This is a genomic window from Leifsonia sp. EB34 (genome assembly GCF_041260585.1).
Lineage (GTDB): Bacteria > Actinomycetota > Actinomycetes > Actinomycetales > Microbacteriaceae > Leifsonia.
Genome location: NZ_JBGCCV010000002.1, coordinates 12,976 through 27,896 on the forward strand (window position 1 = coordinate 12,976; position 14,921 = coordinate 27,896).

The following is a 14,921-nucleotide window of genomic DNA, read 5'->3' on the forward strand; positions in this document are numbered from 1 at the left end:
GGCTTGTCGTCTGCGATCACTTTGATAGGCTCCGCAGTAATCGATTGCTGTAACCGATTACCGTGACCCTAAGCCCCCCAGCCGGATCAGCGCAACCCCCGGCTGCGGGTCAGTGGACGAACCCCCTCAGGAAGGCCGACGATGCCCGTTCCCACCCGCCTCGAGCGCTCCCGCATCCTCATCGACGACGAGCCGCAGGTCGTGCTCGCCGGGGAGATCCACTACTTCCGGCTCGCCCGTGCCGACTGGGAGGACCGCCTGCAGGCCGCCGTCGACGCCGGGCTCAACACCGTGGCCAGCTACATCCCCTGGATCTGGCACGAGCTGCCGGACGGCACGATCGACGTCACAGGGGAGACCCGGCCCGAGCGCGATCTGGGCGCGTTCATCGACCTGTGCGCCGCGTACGGGCTGCGGTTCATCGCGCGGCCGGGCCCGTTCCAGATGGCGGAGCTCAAGAACGAGGGCCTGCCGCACCGGCTGCGCCGCGATCACCCGGAGATTCACCCGCTCGGCTGGAACGGCGCCCCCGCCGCCTCGCGGACCGTCGACTACCTCGCGCCCGCCTTCCTCGCCGAGTCCGAGCGCTGGTACGACGCCGTCCTCCCGCCCATTGCGGCCCGCCAGCGCGAGTTCGGCGGACCGGTGATCGCGGTGCAGCTCGACAACGAGATCGGCATGCTCGACTGGGTCACCAACACCCCGACGCTGACCGACGGCGCGGTGCGCGAGCTCGCGGAGTGGTCGGGCGACGACACCGACCCGCGCGGCGGTGCGGCCGGCACCGACGCAGAGCTCCGGCTGCACCACGACCTCGGCCGGTTCACGCGCGACCGGTTCGCCCGCTACTCGCAGACGCTCGAAGGCTGGGCGCGCGAGCGCGGCATCACCGCTCCGCTGCTGCTGAACATCCACGGCAGCGGCGGCGGCCGCGGACTCACCTACCCGATCGGGGTCAGCCAGCTCGCGCCCGCCTACCGGGGGCGGCCCGGCGTCACCGCCGGCACCGACATGTACCTCGGCGAGCTGACGGTGAACAACGCCGCCGACCTCTACGTGGGCAATGCCTTCACCGCCGCCGTGCACGGACCGGACCAGCCGCTCGGCTCACTCGAGTTCGACGCAGGCACGGGCGACTACGGCGAAGACCTCGGCGTCCTCACGTCGCCGGAGGCGACCGTGCTCAAGACGCTCCTCGACGCGGCTCAGGGGGCGCGCATCGTCAACTACTACCTGTTCGCAGGCGGGCTCAATCCGCTGCTCGACGCCCCCGTCGGCGACGGCGACGACCGGATCGCCTTCACCGGGGAGCGACACGGCTTCGCGGCGCCCATCGGCCCGGAGGGTGCGCGTTCGAAGGCCCTCGGCGGCGTCGTGGAGGCCGCGTCGGCGATCGGCGCGCACGCCGGCCTGTTCGCCGCGGGCATCCAGCTCACCGACGACCTGGTGCTCGGTTTCGTCGCCGACCACTACCTGACGGAGTACACCCACCCCGACGCGCAGCGGCGCAAGGAGCAGGTCGGCGAGCGGGAGATCCATCGCGGGCTCGGAGCCCGGCAGACGCTGGCGCGCGCCCTCGTCTACGGCGGCTGGAGCTTCCGCGCCCTCGACCTGCAGGCCGCCGCGGGCAGTGACGCGGGCTGGAGCGCGGGGGCGCCCACGGACGAGCGCGAGGGCCGCGAACGCGAACTGATCGTGCTCGCGACCGGGCGCGAGCTCGGGCGCGGCGTCCAGGAGTTCCTCGCCCGCCACGTCCGGACGGGCGGCAGGCTGCTGCTGGCGGGACTGCTGCCCGAGGTGGACGCCGACGGCTCGCCGTGCACGATCCTCGCCGAGGCGCTCGGGGTGACGAGCGCGGGCATCACGCGGGAGTACCTCGACGCGGAGAGCGAATACCACCCCACCGTGCTCGGGGCCGGTCCGCTCGCCGCGCATGCGCCCCGGGACGTCCGGGTCTGGTTCGCGCAGCTCTTCGCGGGCGAGGCCGAGCCGCTCCTCATCGAGCGCGGGACCGGGCTCCCGGCCGCGGTCAAGGTCGAGGTCCCCGGCGGCGGCGTCGCCGTGCTGCTCGGCGTCGATTACGCCGTCCACTCCGGCTTCTGGCGCGCGCTGATCGCGGAGGCCGGCGCCACGCCGCGGCTGGACCTGCGCAGCGACGGTCCCGGGATCGTGGCCGTCCCCGTCTCCGGCGCGGACGAGTCGGCGCTCGTCGCCATCAACGTCGCTCCGCACCCCGTCAGCTTCGCGCCCGTGTTCGACGGCGCCGAGCTGGTCGCGGAGCCGGTCACCCTTCCCGCTCGCGGTCACCGCATCATCGACTTCCCGGTCACCGCCGCGTGACCAGCACCGACGAAAGGCACGAACACATGACTCCCGAATTCCGCACCTCCGACGACGGCGTGCAGTACCGCGACCTCAACGGCAACGGCAGGATGGACCCCTTCGAGGACCCGCGCCTGAGCGTCGAGGAGCGCGTCGCCGACCTCCTGCCCCGGCTCAGCCTCGAAGAGAAGGCGGGCCTGATGTTCCAGACCGTCATCGAGGCCGGACAGGACGGCACCCTGATCGAGGCCGCCGGAGCGATCTCGAAGTCCGCCACCAGCGCCGTCGTCCTCGGCAAGCTCATGAACCACTTCAACGTCCACCAGCTGCCGGACGCGCGCCTTTCCGCCCGCTGGAGCAACGCGCTGCAGAAGCTCGCCGAGCAGACCCCGCACGGCATCCCGGTCACGGTCTCCACCGACCCGCGGCACGCGTTCGTCGAGAACTCCGGCGTCTCGTTCGCGGCCGGCCACTTGTCGCAATGGCCGGAGCCGATCGGGCTGGGCGCGATCGGCGATGAGGACACTGTTCGCGCGTTCGCCGACATCGTCCGCCGGGAGTACGTCGCCATCGGCATCCGGGCGGCCCTCCACCCGACGGTCGACCTCGCGACCGAGCCGCGCTGGGCCCGCCTCCCCGGCACGCTTGGCGCCGACCCGGAGCTCGTGGCCCGCCTCGCCGCCGCCTACATCGACGGCCTCCAGGGGCCGGAGCTCGGCCCGGACTCGGTCGCCTGCACGACCAAGCACTTCCCCGGCGGCGGCCCGCAGAAGGACGGGGAGGACGCGCACTTCCCCTACGGCCGTGAGCAGACGTACACGGCGGGACGATTCGAGGACCACCTCCACCCGTTCCACGCGGCGATCGCCCGGAAGACCAGCGCGATCATGCCCTACTACGGGATGCCGGTCGACCTCGTCGTCGACGGCGAGCCGATCGAACCCGTCGGCTTCGGCTACAACAAGCAGATCGTGTCCGGGCTGCTCCGGGGCAAGCTGGGCTTCGACGGGGTCGTCGTCACCGACTGGGAGCTGGTCAACGACAACCACGTCGGCGACCAGGTGCTCCCGGCCCGGGCCTGGGGCGTCGAGGAGCTCGGCCCGGAGGAGCGGATGCTGCGCATCCTCGACGCGGGAGCCGACCAGTTCGGCGGCGAAGAGTGCGTCGACCTGCTCATCGGTCTGGTTCGCGCGGGCCGGGTGGCGGAGAGCCGCATCGACGAGTCGGCGCGGCGCCTGCTCCGGGTGAAGTTCGAGCTCGGCCTGTTCGATGACCCGTACGTCGACGAGGAGGCTGCGGCCGCCATCGTGGGGCAGCCGGAGTTCCAGGAGGCCGGCCACCGCGCGCAGGCGCAGTCGCTCACGCTGCTGCAGGCCGAGGACGGGGTGCTCCCGCTCGGCGCCGAGCAGAGCGTGTACGTCGAGGGGATGAGCGTCGCCGCGGCGGGGCGGCTCGGCGACGTCGCCACCTCGCCGGACGCCGCCTCCCTGGCCATCCTGCGGATCGACGCTCCGTGGGAGCACCGCGACGACCTCTTCCTCGAGGCCTGGTTCCACCAGGGCTCGCTCGAGTTCCCGCCGGCCGAGGTGGAGCGCATCGCGGCGATCGCCTCCGCGACGCCTGTGGTGCTCGTCGTGAACCTGGACCGTGCGGCCATCCTCACCCCGTTCGTGGGAATGCCCGGCGTCGTCGCCATCGCGGGCGTGTTCGGGTGCAGCGACGACGCCGTCGTCGATGCGCTCAGCGGCCGCATCCCGCCGCTGGGACGGCTGCCGTTCGAGCTGCCGTCGTCGATGGCCGCCGTCGAGGCGCACGCGCCCGACCAGCCGGGCGGATCGGCAGACGCGCTGTTCCCGATCGGTCACGGCCTCGCGCTGCCGGCCCGAGTCTGACACCGGCGCGGTCTGACACCGGGGCGCGCCGCAGGCGTCGCCCGAGGCTCGCGCGCAGCCCCGGTGCGTCCGCGGAAACCCCCGTAACAGCGGGAATCCGGCAGCCGCGCGCGAACGCCGGTCAGGCGGGAAACACCTGCCTTCGGGTGCATGATGCATCGGAAATCCGCGCTTGGCAACAGCGGGTTTCGCGGAGCCGCGCGCACCAGAGCCCGACCGATCGCTCGGCCGGGCTCTGGCGTGTTTTCCCCATACCCGTAGCTACGGGGAACCCCCAGCATACGTCCGTCCCCGCCGGGCGTCACCGGGGTCGCGGGTCACTCCCGCGGCACCCGGACCCGCAGCGCGCCGGGGTCGATCCGGACCCGCATCGAGCTCACTTCCCCGAAGAGGTCGCCGTCGAGCTCGACCTGCTCCGGACGGTTGGAGGTCAGGACGATCTCCTTGCCCTTGAGGTAGTTCATCGCGTGCACCTCGTGGTCCTCCCGCAGGAACCGGCGGCCGACCGTGGTGCGGCGGAGCACGCCGTTCTCCCAGAAGATCTTTACGGCGATCCGCAGCCAGCCCAGCACGTCCTCCGGGCGCAGCACGACGATGTCGAGGATGCCGTCGTCCACCGCGGCGTCCGGCAGCAGCATGATGTCGGCCTGCAGCGACCCGCAGTTGCCGATCATCACGGTGTGGGCGTGCAGCGTATGGACCCGGCCGCCGTCGAGCTGGTAGCGCAGCCGCAGCTCGTTCTTGTCGCGCAGCACCTTGCCGATCGCCTGCACGTACGCGACCCAGCCGGCCTTGGCCTTCAGGTCGTCGTCGGTCGCCGCGATCATCTTGGCGTCGATCCCGAGCCCGGCCATGACCAGGAATGCGCGGCGCTCGGTGCCGTCCCGGCCGTCGCGCAGCTCGGCGAGGCCGACGTCGATGGCGCGGTCCGTGCCGCCGAACGCCGTGTCGAGCGCGTGCTCGGCGTCGTCCAGCGTCAGCGAGAGGTTGCGGGCGAGGAGGTTGCCGGTGCCGGAGGGCAGCAGCGCCAGCGGGGTGTCCTTGCCGCGCAGCTCCTCCGCCACCGTGCGCACCGTGCCGTCGCCGCCGGCCGCGATCACCACGTCCACGCCCTGTTCCAGTGCCTCGCGGGTCTGACCGGTGCCCGGGTCGTCCGCCGTGGTCTCCAGCCACAGCGTCTCCTCCCAGCCGTGGCGGCGCTCGGCGGCGGCGAGGGACGCTCGCAACCGTTCCGGGTCGGTTTTCACCGGGTTGACCACGATCGCGGCCCTGCTCATCCGTCTCCCTTTCGGGCGTCGGCGCTCGGGCGGCGCGACGCTGACCCAGACAGTACGCCTGCTCGGGCCGGCGTGTGCGAGGCTGAGGGGATGCACGTGCTCGACGACCCCGCCTGGAACGCCCTCACCGGCCCGCACGCCGCCTTCGCCCTCGGCGACGACCGGGCGCGCCGCTACCCGCCGGACATGTCGCCGTTCGCGTCCGTCGCCGACCACGGCAGCGACGCCGACTGGAGTCGGCTGGCTTCACTCGTCGGCCCGGGTGAGACGCTGGGTGTGTTCGCCGACGCGGCGCCGGAGGGCTGGGAGGCCGTCGCCGGCTACGACTGCTACCAGTACGTGTTCGAGGGCGCTCACCTGCCGGCCGCGCCCGCGCTCGGCGACGACGCACGCCTGGTCCCGCTGGCGGAGGCCGATGTGGCCGACGCGCTCGACCTGGTCGAGCGCACCCGGCCGGGCCCGTTCTTCCCGCGCACGATCGACTTCGGCGGCTACCACGGCGTGCGCGTCGGGGACCGCCTCGCCGCGATGGCCGGCCAGCGGATGCGCCCCGACGGCTGGTGCGAGGTCAGCGCGGTCTGCTCCGACCCGGAGTGGCGGGGCCGCGGCTTCGCGGTCCAGGTCATGCTCGCGGTCATGCGCGGCATCCTCGACCGCGGCGAACGGCCGTTCCTGCACGTCGAGACGGTGAACGAGCGGGCGATCGCGGTCTACGAGCGGCTCGGATTCACCCGACGGAAGCAGATGCGCATCCTGGTCTGCCGCGTCGCGTCGCACACTCGTGCCGAATCGCGCGAAACGCTCCTGCATTCGCACGATTCGTGACCTGAATCCGTCGCCACCGTCCCGCTACGCGGGCGGCGCGACGGGCGCCTTCGGGGGCTTCGGGTTCACCTTCCCGTCGATCGGCGCGGGCACCGTGCTGCCGTCGAGCGTGACCAACGGCGGAAGCGGCTGCCCGAGCGGCCCCGGCCACGGCTTCGGCGGCACCGGCGTCGGCCGCGGGCTCGGCGGGGTCGGCTGCGTGATTGTGCTCCCGGGCGCCGGCGGCACCGGCCTCCCGAGCCCCGGCTGCACCAGGTGCGCGAGCGAGGGCGCGTCGTCCACGCGCGGCACCCCGAACGTGCCGAGCCCGAGCAGGTCGCAGATCGTCTTCGGGATGGACGCGTGCGAGTGCCACTCGGGGTCGATCGCCTGGGTCACCGCGCCGCCGAACATGAGCAGCGGGATGCGCGAGCCCCCGATGACCTGGAACCCGTCCGGGTGCAGCGCGTCCGGCACCGTCTCGATGGAGGGCGTGGGCACCGAGTCCGCGTAGCCGCCCCAGTCGTCCCAGGTCAGGATGAAGACCGTCTCGTCCCAGCCGCCGCCGTCGATCACCGCCTGGACGCGCTGCCAGACCAGCCCCTGCCCCTTGGTCACGTAGTCGGGCGTGGGTACTGCGGGCGGGTGCTCGTCGTAGCCCGCCGGCGACCAGACGTAGCAGACGTCCGGCAGCGTCCCGCCCTTCGCCATCGGGATGAACTGCGACGGCGGGAACACCTCGCTCGACCCCGGCGCCGTCGACGTCGTCTTGTAGAACTTGACCGGGTAGCCGTCCTGGTCGGGGAACGCGCCCCAGCTCACCCCGGCCTTCTGTGCGACGCTGAAGATCGAGGGCAGGTCCCACACCGGGTGCGCCCCGACGAACGGCGGATTCTTGAGCGTCGGCATCTGGCCGCCCACCGCGAGCATGTGCCCGGGCGTGGAGTTCGACCCCGACCCGAAATGATGGTCGCTGAACACGAAACTCTTGGCGAGCCAGCTGTAATACGGGATGACCTGATCGTTGTCGAGCTGCATGGGCTCGGCCGGATAGTCACCCATCGCGTAGTGCACCCACGCGTTCCGGTCGTGGGGCTGATCGAAGTCGGGAGCGCTGGTGCGCAGGCTCCCGTGGTTGGCGACCTCGGCGCCCCACTCCGCGAGGGAGGGGAAGTAGAAGTCGGTTGTCTTGTTCTCCTGGATGAAGACGATCACGCGCTTCACGGCTGCCATGGGGACTACGCAAGCACGGGAGGGGGTGGCGCGCTAGAGGGGGCGTGGGATGGCCGCCCTGGTTTCGGGCTTATGCCCCGGTCACCGCAACCGTCTCACCCCACCATCCCCGTCATCGCCACCGCCCCTGCATCGGCCCCCGTCAACGGCGCCAGCCCCCACACCTCCTCGATCGTCCGCAGCAAGGAGTAGTGCGTGAACGGCGTAGCCACCACGGTGTGCGCCCGCGCCGCCGGCCCGGCGAACACGCACGCGACCACATTGTCCCCGGAGTCCCCTTCGTCGAACGTCACCACCAGCAGCGACCGCTGCGTCGTGAACGCCGGCGACGCCAGGATCGCCGGGATGTTCGCCTTCAGCCACGCGTCGCCGTCCGCGACCGAGCAGTCGTGCATGTCGTCGCAGAGGTTCGGGCTGATGAAGGAGAACGCCGGCAGCGTCGAGGCCGTCGCGAGGTCGCCGGCGAAGCGCGAGTACGGGACGTCGTGGGCGGCGCAGTACGCGGTCGACGAGGTCACGCTCGGGAAGTACAGGAACGGGTTGTGCTTGACGGCGTACAGGGTCGTGTTCGCCGTCGTGCACGGGGCGGGCATGCTCTCGGCGTACATCCGCCAGGACCGTCCGGCGCGGTCGAGCTCTTCGGCGAGGTTGGGGCCGGTGACCAGGCACGAGCCGCCCGGTGGGTTGCAGTCGGTCGTGATCCCTGCGGTCGTGCCGCTGGTGAGCGCCAGGTAGTTGGGCAGGCTCGGGTGGGTGATGGCCGAGTAGGCGGTGGCGAGCGCGCCGGTGTGCGCGAGCGAGGTCAGGTACGGGGCCTGCGGGTCCCCGATGACCGAACCGGCCGGCTTGTTCTCGTCCACGATGACGACGATGTGCTGGATGGCTGTGGCGGTCGGCGTCGGTGGCGAGGAGGGCGCCGGGCGCGCGGCGGATGGCGCGGCCGTGGACGGCGCGGTCGCGGGCGCCCTCGTCGGCGTGGGCGCAGCACCCGGTGCGCACCCGGCGAGGACGAGCGCCAGCGCGGCGGCGCTCGCCGCGGCCACGGCCCTCCCGTTCATGGCAGCACCGTACGCCGACCGCCGACGCGGCGGGCCGCCCGATCGGGACGGCGCCCAGGCCGGCCCCGTGCTCACCGGCAGTGACGTCGGGTTTATGCCGCGGCCCTCCAGGGCGTCCGCGAAGCCGCAGCGATTGGATGGGCCACCGTATGACCGGGCTCTACCGTTTCCGGGCTTTTCGCCAGTACCCGGTTACAGGTTTTCCTTCGCGGAGGGACGGCGGCACCCACTCCATCCCGTCATGGAGGGGAGCAGTTTCGAGGTTCGCGCGCACAAGCGAGTTCTGTTCGATTGTGGCGGCGAGCTCTTCGATCCGTTCCCGTTGCGTGTCGTCGAACGCGGATGCCATCGCCTGCTGCTGCGTTTTCGGGATCCCGTGAAGGTCTGCGATCTGCGGCCACAAGGCCACGTGTTCGGATATTCGCATGGCGATGTCGATCGCTTCGAACCTGGTGAGGTTGAAAGTGTCGGCGATGTCGATGAGGTTACGGATGTCGCGGTCGCGCGGGTCGTCGTTGTCGCTGATCGGGCGGGATGCGATGATGCCGCCGTGCCGGTGCGGGTTGATGTCGAAGATCGGTGAGAGCCGCCAACCGCTATCTTGGCGTAGGAATCCGTGGTTGCCCCAGTGGTCGTCGACGTTATTGATGAAGACGGTAAGCGCGATCCGCCCGAACATGTCGTGAAGGTCTGCTTCCGGGTTTGCGCTGGTAGTTGCGAGAACGTCGGCGAACTCTTCGTAGGTGAGCCGCAACCCCGTATCGTGTTTCCCGATCTGGAAGGCGGTGGCAGCCGACATGTAACCGCGTCGCACGTTTCCGCCGTCGCGGTCGAACCGTTTGACAATGAGGACGGACCGGCCTTCACCGGCGGGTTGCACCGTGAACTCGGGTGTCGGCGTGCCGATTCGTCGCGCGATCGTCAGCGCGACTGCTTCCCATGCCTCCGCGTCGAGGTCCGCGTCCTTGGAATGCGGAAGTTTCGCCAACGCAAGCGATCCGTCGGGAAGAAGGACGTTCGCTTTTGGTCGTGCACCGCCGGGCGAGGTTGCGATCCCTGCTAGGTATTCGACGTCTTCTTCGGTCGCCTCATGGTCTTCGTACCTGCGGGCAACGCCGAGGATCTTCCTCAAGTCGTGGATGTTTGCAACGCCGGTGTCTTCGGACAGCCATTGAGGGCTGTTCTCCGCTTTGAATCGGAGAGCGCCCATGCGAGAGAAGTCGGAGACACCGAGGAGATAGTCGAAGTCGCCGACGCGACGGGGGAGGCTTGGGTCCTCCTTCAATCTGATCGCGTGGTTTGCTTAGACGATCTTCTGCCCCCATTCGTCTGGGGCGGCGTCAGCGAAGGCACCGAACAGCACCGCGTTCTCGGGTGTGTAGGTGCGTCCGGGGGTGAGGGGGAGATCGGGGGACAGTTCGTAGGCGCCGATCTTCCCCAGATACGCGGGGTCGTATTCGAACGACGACGCGGCGAGCGTTCGCCCTCCGATGAAACTAGGCCGCAAGAGGCCCACTCGGGTCGGGCCGGCGCCGTTTTCGTCGAGATACACCTCGGCGGCGCTGACGATGTCGGTCATATGGTTCCGCCGCTCTGGATGATGGCGTCAATTCGTGGTCGTGCCGCTTCGCTCCTGTACGGGTCTGCGGAGGCTACGACGGATTCGAGGATTCCCAGAGCGGAGAGAACAGCGAAGACGGAGTCGAGTTGGGCGCTGCCGGTGCCTTTTTCGATGCTGGCGAGCGTCGCCCGGGTGATGAAAGCACGTTCGGCAAGCGCGGTTGCGGAAAGTCCGTTGACGCTTCTCCATCTTCGGATGTGTGCGCCGAATTCTCGAAGCATCCGCTCCTGTTGCACTGATCGACGCTGCACCATCAGAAGCCTCCAAGCTGCTATCTACAGATAGCAATATTGTCATAAATTGCTACTTCTAGATAGCAGAAAAGTCGTTCTTCTCGTTTCTGTTCCCGGCGTTCTCTTGCCGCGATTCTTCTCGTTGTCGATTCTTGTTCTTGAAGAACCCGCCCGACGGAGTTCATCGCATGGAACTGCTCGTTGAGGTGTCGGGTAGGCGTGCACGCTGACGGAGGGCACCCCGGTCGTGTTCACAGTGCGATTCTGACGACACGGCTGACGAGTCTGTGTACGTCTCGGCTAGGCCACGTCGACGAACTGCCGTCCGGTGTCGTGGCCATCGCCTACGATGGCGCGGTGACCTCCATTCCAGCGAATCGCAAGTCAGAATTTGACACCTTGATCGATGAGTCTCAGCTGCTGGAAGCCACAATGCGTTCACTCCAAGAAGACGAGGAAACCACCGATCGGGCCGCGCACGAAGTAATCGAGCAATACCGGAAATGGCACTCCTCTGCCCGGCGCCTACTCAGCCCGGAGTCGCAGCGCAAGCTCGACGAGCTTCGTGACGGGGGGACCTTCCTCAAAGGAATCCAGGCATACCTCCTCGAACCGCGCACACGCTCGCCGTTCTACACCGAGCCATCACAAGGCGTGCCGCAGCTCGGAAGCCCTTGGCTGTACCCGTTCACGATCGTGCGGGAGCGGATGGAGAAGGCTCGTGCCTTGTTGTTCGATGCTGCACCATCGGCCACGCCGGCGGAGCTTGTGGCGACGGACCTCGCGCAAGTGCTCCGGAGGTTGCCCCGGCTGCTGGAAACTCTGAACCGCCAAAGGCCGGATTGGAAGCTGATCGAGCGCATCGCTGACGAACATGACCTGCAAGCAGTCGTGGAAGCGCTGTTGCGCACACTTTTCGACGACGTGCGGCCGGAGGACTACGTTCCATCCCGCGCAGGAAGGAACTCGCGCGTCGATTTCGTGCTGCCAGAAGTCGGGGTTGTTATCGAGACCAAGATGACCCGGCCCGGGCTCGACTCGAAAAGGCTTGTCGAGGAGTTGCTCATCGACGCAGGGAGATACCCCAAGCACCCCGACTGCGACGCCATCGTCGCGCTCGTGTACGACCCGGAACGTCGTGTCGTCAACCCTGCAGGACTCGAAAGGGACCTGACGCAACGCACTCAGTACGGGCTGTCGTTCTTTTGCGTCGTCGTTAACTGACGGACGACTTCACAATGCGCTCAGCCGTTCGCGCAAGTCGCTGATGGTTGACGCGGGTACCTGTGATCCGGCCATGCCAGCGAGGAAGTCAAACGTCAATCCGCGCGCTAAGCCGATCATCGGATGGTTTGCGATCTCAGGAACGGCATCGTCGATCACCTTGCGGGCCTCAAGGTCGTCTAGGAGTTGACCGACTGTCGTCGTCTTGAGGTCAAAACGTCCAGGCATAGAAGCTCCCTCGTTCACCACAAATGGTACGGAAGCATGTTATCGTCGCGACTCTTCCGAACGGCCCTGGCGGGGAGGTGCGCCGGGCTCGTTCCCGTGCGCCCTTCAGCCCAACGGTCCCTCGCAGCTCTCCCGCAGCAGGACCGTCACCGGCAGCTCCGTGCTCACCGGCTCCAGATCCGGGTCAGTGACCCGGGCGACCATCGCGCGGACCGCGGCGCGCCCGAGCTCCAGCATCGGCTGCATCACCGTCGTCAGCCGCGGCTCCGAGCGGGCCGCCTCGTCGATGCCGTCGAAGCCGGTGACGATGACGTCCTCCGGAACGCGCACGCCGGCGGGGCGCAGCGCGTCCAGGACGCCGAGGGCCATCTGGTCGTTGGCGCAGACCAGGGCGCGGGGGAGGCTCCCGCGGGCGATCAGGTCCTCCGCCACCGCGCGGGCGCGCTCGCGGGAGAACTCGCCGTGCAGCACCGGGAGCGCCGTCGGGTTGATGCCGCGGCCCTCCAGGGCGTCCGCGAAGCCGGCGTAGCGCTCGGCGTCGTCGGGGGAGTCGAACGGGCCGGTGAGATACACAGGGTCGCGGATGCCGTGGTCGTCGATGAGGTGCTCGGTGAGGGCGCGCATTCCCTCCCGGTTGCGCACCGTGAGGTGGTCGAAGTGGTCTCCGCGGCGCTGGCCGGCGAGATAGACGACGGGGATGGTCTCCCCGATGCGCTTCAGCACGTCGTGCGGGGCGCTCTGCGCGATGACGGCGAGGCCGTCGACCTTGCCTGCGAGATCGTTCAGGGTGAGTTCGACGCTCTCCGGGGAACGGCCGCGCCCGACGCAGATCATCAGTGAGAAGCCCTGGCGCCACGCCTCCAGCTCGCAGCCGCGCAGCACCTCCTCGAAATACAGGTTCGCTGTCGTGCCGTGGTCGGGTCGGGCCGGATCGCGCCGGACCTCCACCGTGCCGGTGTCGCTGACCTCCGGGTCGCTCAGGTCCTCGACCGCGTCGACGCCGGGCAGGAACAGGCCGAGCACGCCGGTGCGGCGGGCCGCGAGACCGCGGGCGCTGCCGCTCGGCACGTAGCTGAGCTCACGGACGGCGGCGAGGACCCGCTCCTGGGTGGAAGCGCGTACATCGGAGGGCCGGGTGAGGACGCGCGAGACCGTCGCGATGGACACTCCCGCATGCGCGGCGACATCGTACACCGTCGGTTTTCTCGCCACGTTTCCCCCGAAGTCATCTGTGAATCCGTTGTCAGAATCTCATTCTGGCACACGGAAACTTGTTTCAGGTGGGGTTGAAGAACCTTTCGTATGCGCTTACAGTGGCGGAGCACCAAGTCATTGTCGACTGAAGGGACCACATCGCGATGAACAAGTCCAGAACGCGCCTCCGGCGTTCACTCGTCGCCGTCGCCGCAGCAGCCTCGCTGCTGGCTATGAGCGCTTGCAGCCTCCAGACCTCCGGGTCGGGCGGCAACTCGGGGGGCGCCAGCGGCTCCCTCCTCTTCGGGGCCGACGGCGGCAACCCGACGTTCGTCCGCAACTTCAACCCGTTCTCCCCGAACACCCGCACGGGTGCGCACTACATGTACGAGCCCCTGCAGGTCGTGAACTCCATCGACGGCAAGGCCACGCCGTTCCTCGCCACGGGCGACAAGGTCGTCGACCCGAAGACCATCCAGTACACGATCCGCAAGGGCGTCAACTGGTCGGACGGCACGCCGTTCACCCCGGCGGACGTCGTCTACACCTTCGACCTCATCAAGAAGACCTCGGCGCTCGACCTGCTCGGCCAGTGGCAGAACATCGACACGATCAGCTCCTCGGGCGACACGGTGACGTTCCACCTCAAGGCCCCGAACGTCCCGGCCGCAAGCATCATCGACCAGCAGATCATCGTGCCGGAGCACATCTGGAAGTCCGTGAAGGACCCGGTGACCTGGACCAACGACAAGCCGGTCGCCACCGGCCCGTACACGGTCGGCAGCTTCGCGCCGAACCAGTACACGATGGTGAAGAACACCAAGTACTGGCAGGCCGACAAGGTCGCGGCGGAGAAGCTGGTGCTGCCGGCCTCCAACACCGGCCTGCAGCTCGTCAAGGGCGGCTACGACTGGGCCTACTCGTTCATCGACAACGTGGACAAGACCTGGGTCGGCGCGAACAAGCAGCACAACAAGTACTGGTTCCCGCCCGGCGGCACCATCTCGCTGATCCCGAACCTGACCAAGGCTCCGTTCAACAACGTGGACTTCCGGATGGGCCTCAGCTACGCCCTGGACCGCGACAAGATCGCGAAGGACGCCGAGGAGGGCTACGTGAAGGCCGCCGGCCAGAACGGACTGCTCCTGCCGAACGCGCAGCAGTGGCTCAACTCGTCGCTGCCGAACCAGGGCATGATCTCGCAGGACACCCAGAAGGCGCTGGCCTCGTTCGCCAAGGCCGGGTACACCCAGCAGGGCGGCAAGCTCGTCAACTCCGCGGGCCAGCAGCTCCAGCTCACGATCACGACGCCGAACGGCTACACGGACTGGCTGCGCGGCGTGCAGGCCGTCCAGACGCAGCTCCAGTCGATCGGGATCCAGGTCACGATCGACCAGCCGCAGCCGGCCGCCTACACGCAGGCGCAGAACAACGGCGACTTCCAGCTCCTGATGGGCGCCTTCGGCGGCGCCGGCAGCGTCTACCAGGACTTCAACACCCTGATGAGCAGCGAGTTCGTCAAGCCGGTCGGCACGTCGGCCTCCGGCAACTTCGAGCGGTTCAGCGACCCGCAGGCGGACTCCCTCCTGCAGCAGCTCCGGTCGGCCACCTCGACGAGCGACCAGAAGAAGTACATCGACCAGCTCCAGGAGGTCATGTACAACAAGATGCCCGTCATCAGCATGTTCTACGGCGGACTGTGGGGCCTGTTCAGCGACAAGAGCTTCACCGGCTGGCCGAGCTCGAGCGACCCGTACGCGACCCCGGCCACCTGGACCGAGAACTCGCTGCTGATCCTCACCCACCTCACGAAGGCGAAGTGATCCAGGGGCCGG

Annotated in this window: 13 protein-coding genes; 5 read left to right on the forward strand and 8 right to left on the reverse strand. The window is 68.9% G+C overall.

The features are described 5' to 3' along the window. Nucleotides 1-141 precede the first annotated feature (141 nt). Both ABIA36_RS09460 and ABIA36_RS09465 read left to right on the forward strand, forming a co-directional pair. On the forward strand, nucleotides 142-2,340 hold the full coding sequence (locus ABIA36_RS09460; RefSeq protein WP_369962119.1) for a beta-galactosidase: 2,199 nt from the start codon (nucleotides 142-144) through the stop codon (nucleotides 2,338-2,340). Nucleotides 2,341-2,366: 26 nt separating this feature from the next. After that, the gene (locus ABIA36_RS09465) at nucleotides 2,367-4,214 is read left to right on the forward strand and encodes a glycoside hydrolase family 3 N-terminal domain-containing protein (protein WP_369962120.1); all 1,848 of its coding nucleotides are present in this window, start codon (nucleotides 2,367-2,369) and stop codon (nucleotides 4,212-4,214) included. A 317-nt stretch (nucleotides 4,215-4,531) separates the two neighbouring features. On the opposite strand, the gene ABIA36_RS09470 is transcribed toward ABIA36_RS09465, so the two are convergent. Then, entirely contained in the window at nucleotides 4,532-5,491 is a 960-nt protein-coding gene (locus ABIA36_RS09470) for a diacylglycerol kinase family protein (RefSeq protein WP_369962121.1), read from the reverse strand. A 90-nt stretch (nucleotides 5,492-5,581) separates the two neighbouring features. Here ABIA36_RS09470 and ABIA36_RS09475 point away from each other — a divergent pair, with 90 nt between their 5' ends. Further along, nucleotides 5,582-6,316 (forward strand): GNAT family N-acetyltransferase, encoded by a 735-nt coding sequence (locus ABIA36_RS09475; RefSeq protein WP_369962122.1) that lies wholly within the window; start codon nucleotides 5,582-5,584, stop codon nucleotides 6,314-6,316. A 24-nt stretch (nucleotides 6,317-6,340) separates the two neighbouring features. Here the strand turns inward: ABIA36_RS09475 and ABIA36_RS09480 are convergent, their stop codons facing one another. The 5 genes from ABIA36_RS09480 to ABIA36_RS09500 form a co-directional block, all read right to left on the reverse strand. Further along, nucleotides 6,341-7,528, reverse strand: a complete 1,188-nt coding sequence (locus ABIA36_RS09480; protein WP_369962123.1) for an alkaline phosphatase family protein — start codon at nucleotides 7,526-7,528, stop codon at nucleotides 6,341-6,343. A 95-nt stretch (nucleotides 7,529-7,623) separates the two neighbouring features. Then, nucleotides 7,624-8,586: an alkaline phosphatase family protein gene (locus tag ABIA36_RS09485; RefSeq protein ID WP_369962124.1), complete on the reverse strand. Its 963-nt coding sequence runs from the start codon at nucleotides 8,584-8,586 to the stop codon at nucleotides 7,624-7,626. A 160-nt stretch (nucleotides 8,587-8,746) separates the two neighbouring features. After that, the gene (locus ABIA36_RS09490) at nucleotides 8,747-9,871 is read right to left on the reverse strand and encodes a type II toxin-antitoxin system HipA family toxin (protein WP_369962125.1); all 1,125 of its coding nucleotides are present in this window, start codon (nucleotides 9,869-9,871) and stop codon (nucleotides 8,747-8,749) included. A gap of 18 nt (nucleotides 9,872-9,889) precedes the next feature. Beyond that, the gene (locus ABIA36_RS09495) at nucleotides 9,890-10,165 is read right to left on the reverse strand and encodes a HipA N-terminal domain-containing protein (protein WP_369962126.1); all 276 of its coding nucleotides are present in this window, start codon (nucleotides 10,163-10,165) and stop codon (nucleotides 9,890-9,892) included. After that, the gene (locus ABIA36_RS09500) at nucleotides 10,162-10,443 is read right to left on the reverse strand and encodes a helix-turn-helix domain-containing protein (RefSeq protein ID WP_369962127.1); all 282 of its coding nucleotides are present in this window, start codon (nucleotides 10,441-10,443) and stop codon (nucleotides 10,162-10,164) included. The genes ABIA36_RS09495 and ABIA36_RS09500 overlap by 4 nt, the downstream gene beginning before the upstream one ends. A 330-nt stretch (nucleotides 10,444-10,773) precedes the next feature. Between ABIA36_RS09500 and ABIA36_RS09505 the strand changes: the two genes are divergently transcribed. Continuing rightward, nucleotides 10,774-11,664: a hypothetical protein gene (locus ABIA36_RS09505; RefSeq protein WP_369962128.1), complete on the forward strand. Its 891-nt coding sequence runs from the start codon at nucleotides 10,774-10,776 to the stop codon at nucleotides 11,662-11,664. A 9-nt stretch (nucleotides 11,665-11,673) separates the two neighbouring features. On the opposite strand, the gene ABIA36_RS09510 is transcribed toward ABIA36_RS09505, so the two are convergent. Together ABIA36_RS09510 and ABIA36_RS09515 are read right to left on the reverse strand one after the other, a co-directional pair. Next, entirely contained in the window at nucleotides 11,674-11,892 is a 219-nt protein-coding gene (locus ABIA36_RS09510; RefSeq protein WP_369962129.1) for a hypothetical protein, read from the reverse strand. A 105-nt stretch (nucleotides 11,893-11,997) separates the two neighbouring features. Beyond that, complete coding sequence (locus ABIA36_RS09515; protein WP_369962130.1) at nucleotides 11,998-13,104, reverse strand: LacI family DNA-binding transcriptional regulator; 1,107 nt, start codon at nucleotides 13,102-13,104, stop codon at nucleotides 11,998-12,000. A 146-nt stretch (nucleotides 13,105-13,250) separates the two neighbouring features. On the opposite strand from ABIA36_RS09515, the gene ABIA36_RS09520 reads away from it, so the two are divergent. Further along, nucleotides 13,251-14,909 carry an ABC transporter substrate-binding protein gene (locus tag ABIA36_RS09520; RefSeq protein WP_369962131.1) on the forward strand — a complete coding sequence of 553 codons (1,659 nt, stop codon included), beginning with the start codon at nucleotides 13,251-13,253 and terminating at the stop codon, nucleotides 14,907-14,909. The last annotated feature ends 12 nt before the right edge of the window (nucleotides 14,910-14,921 follow it).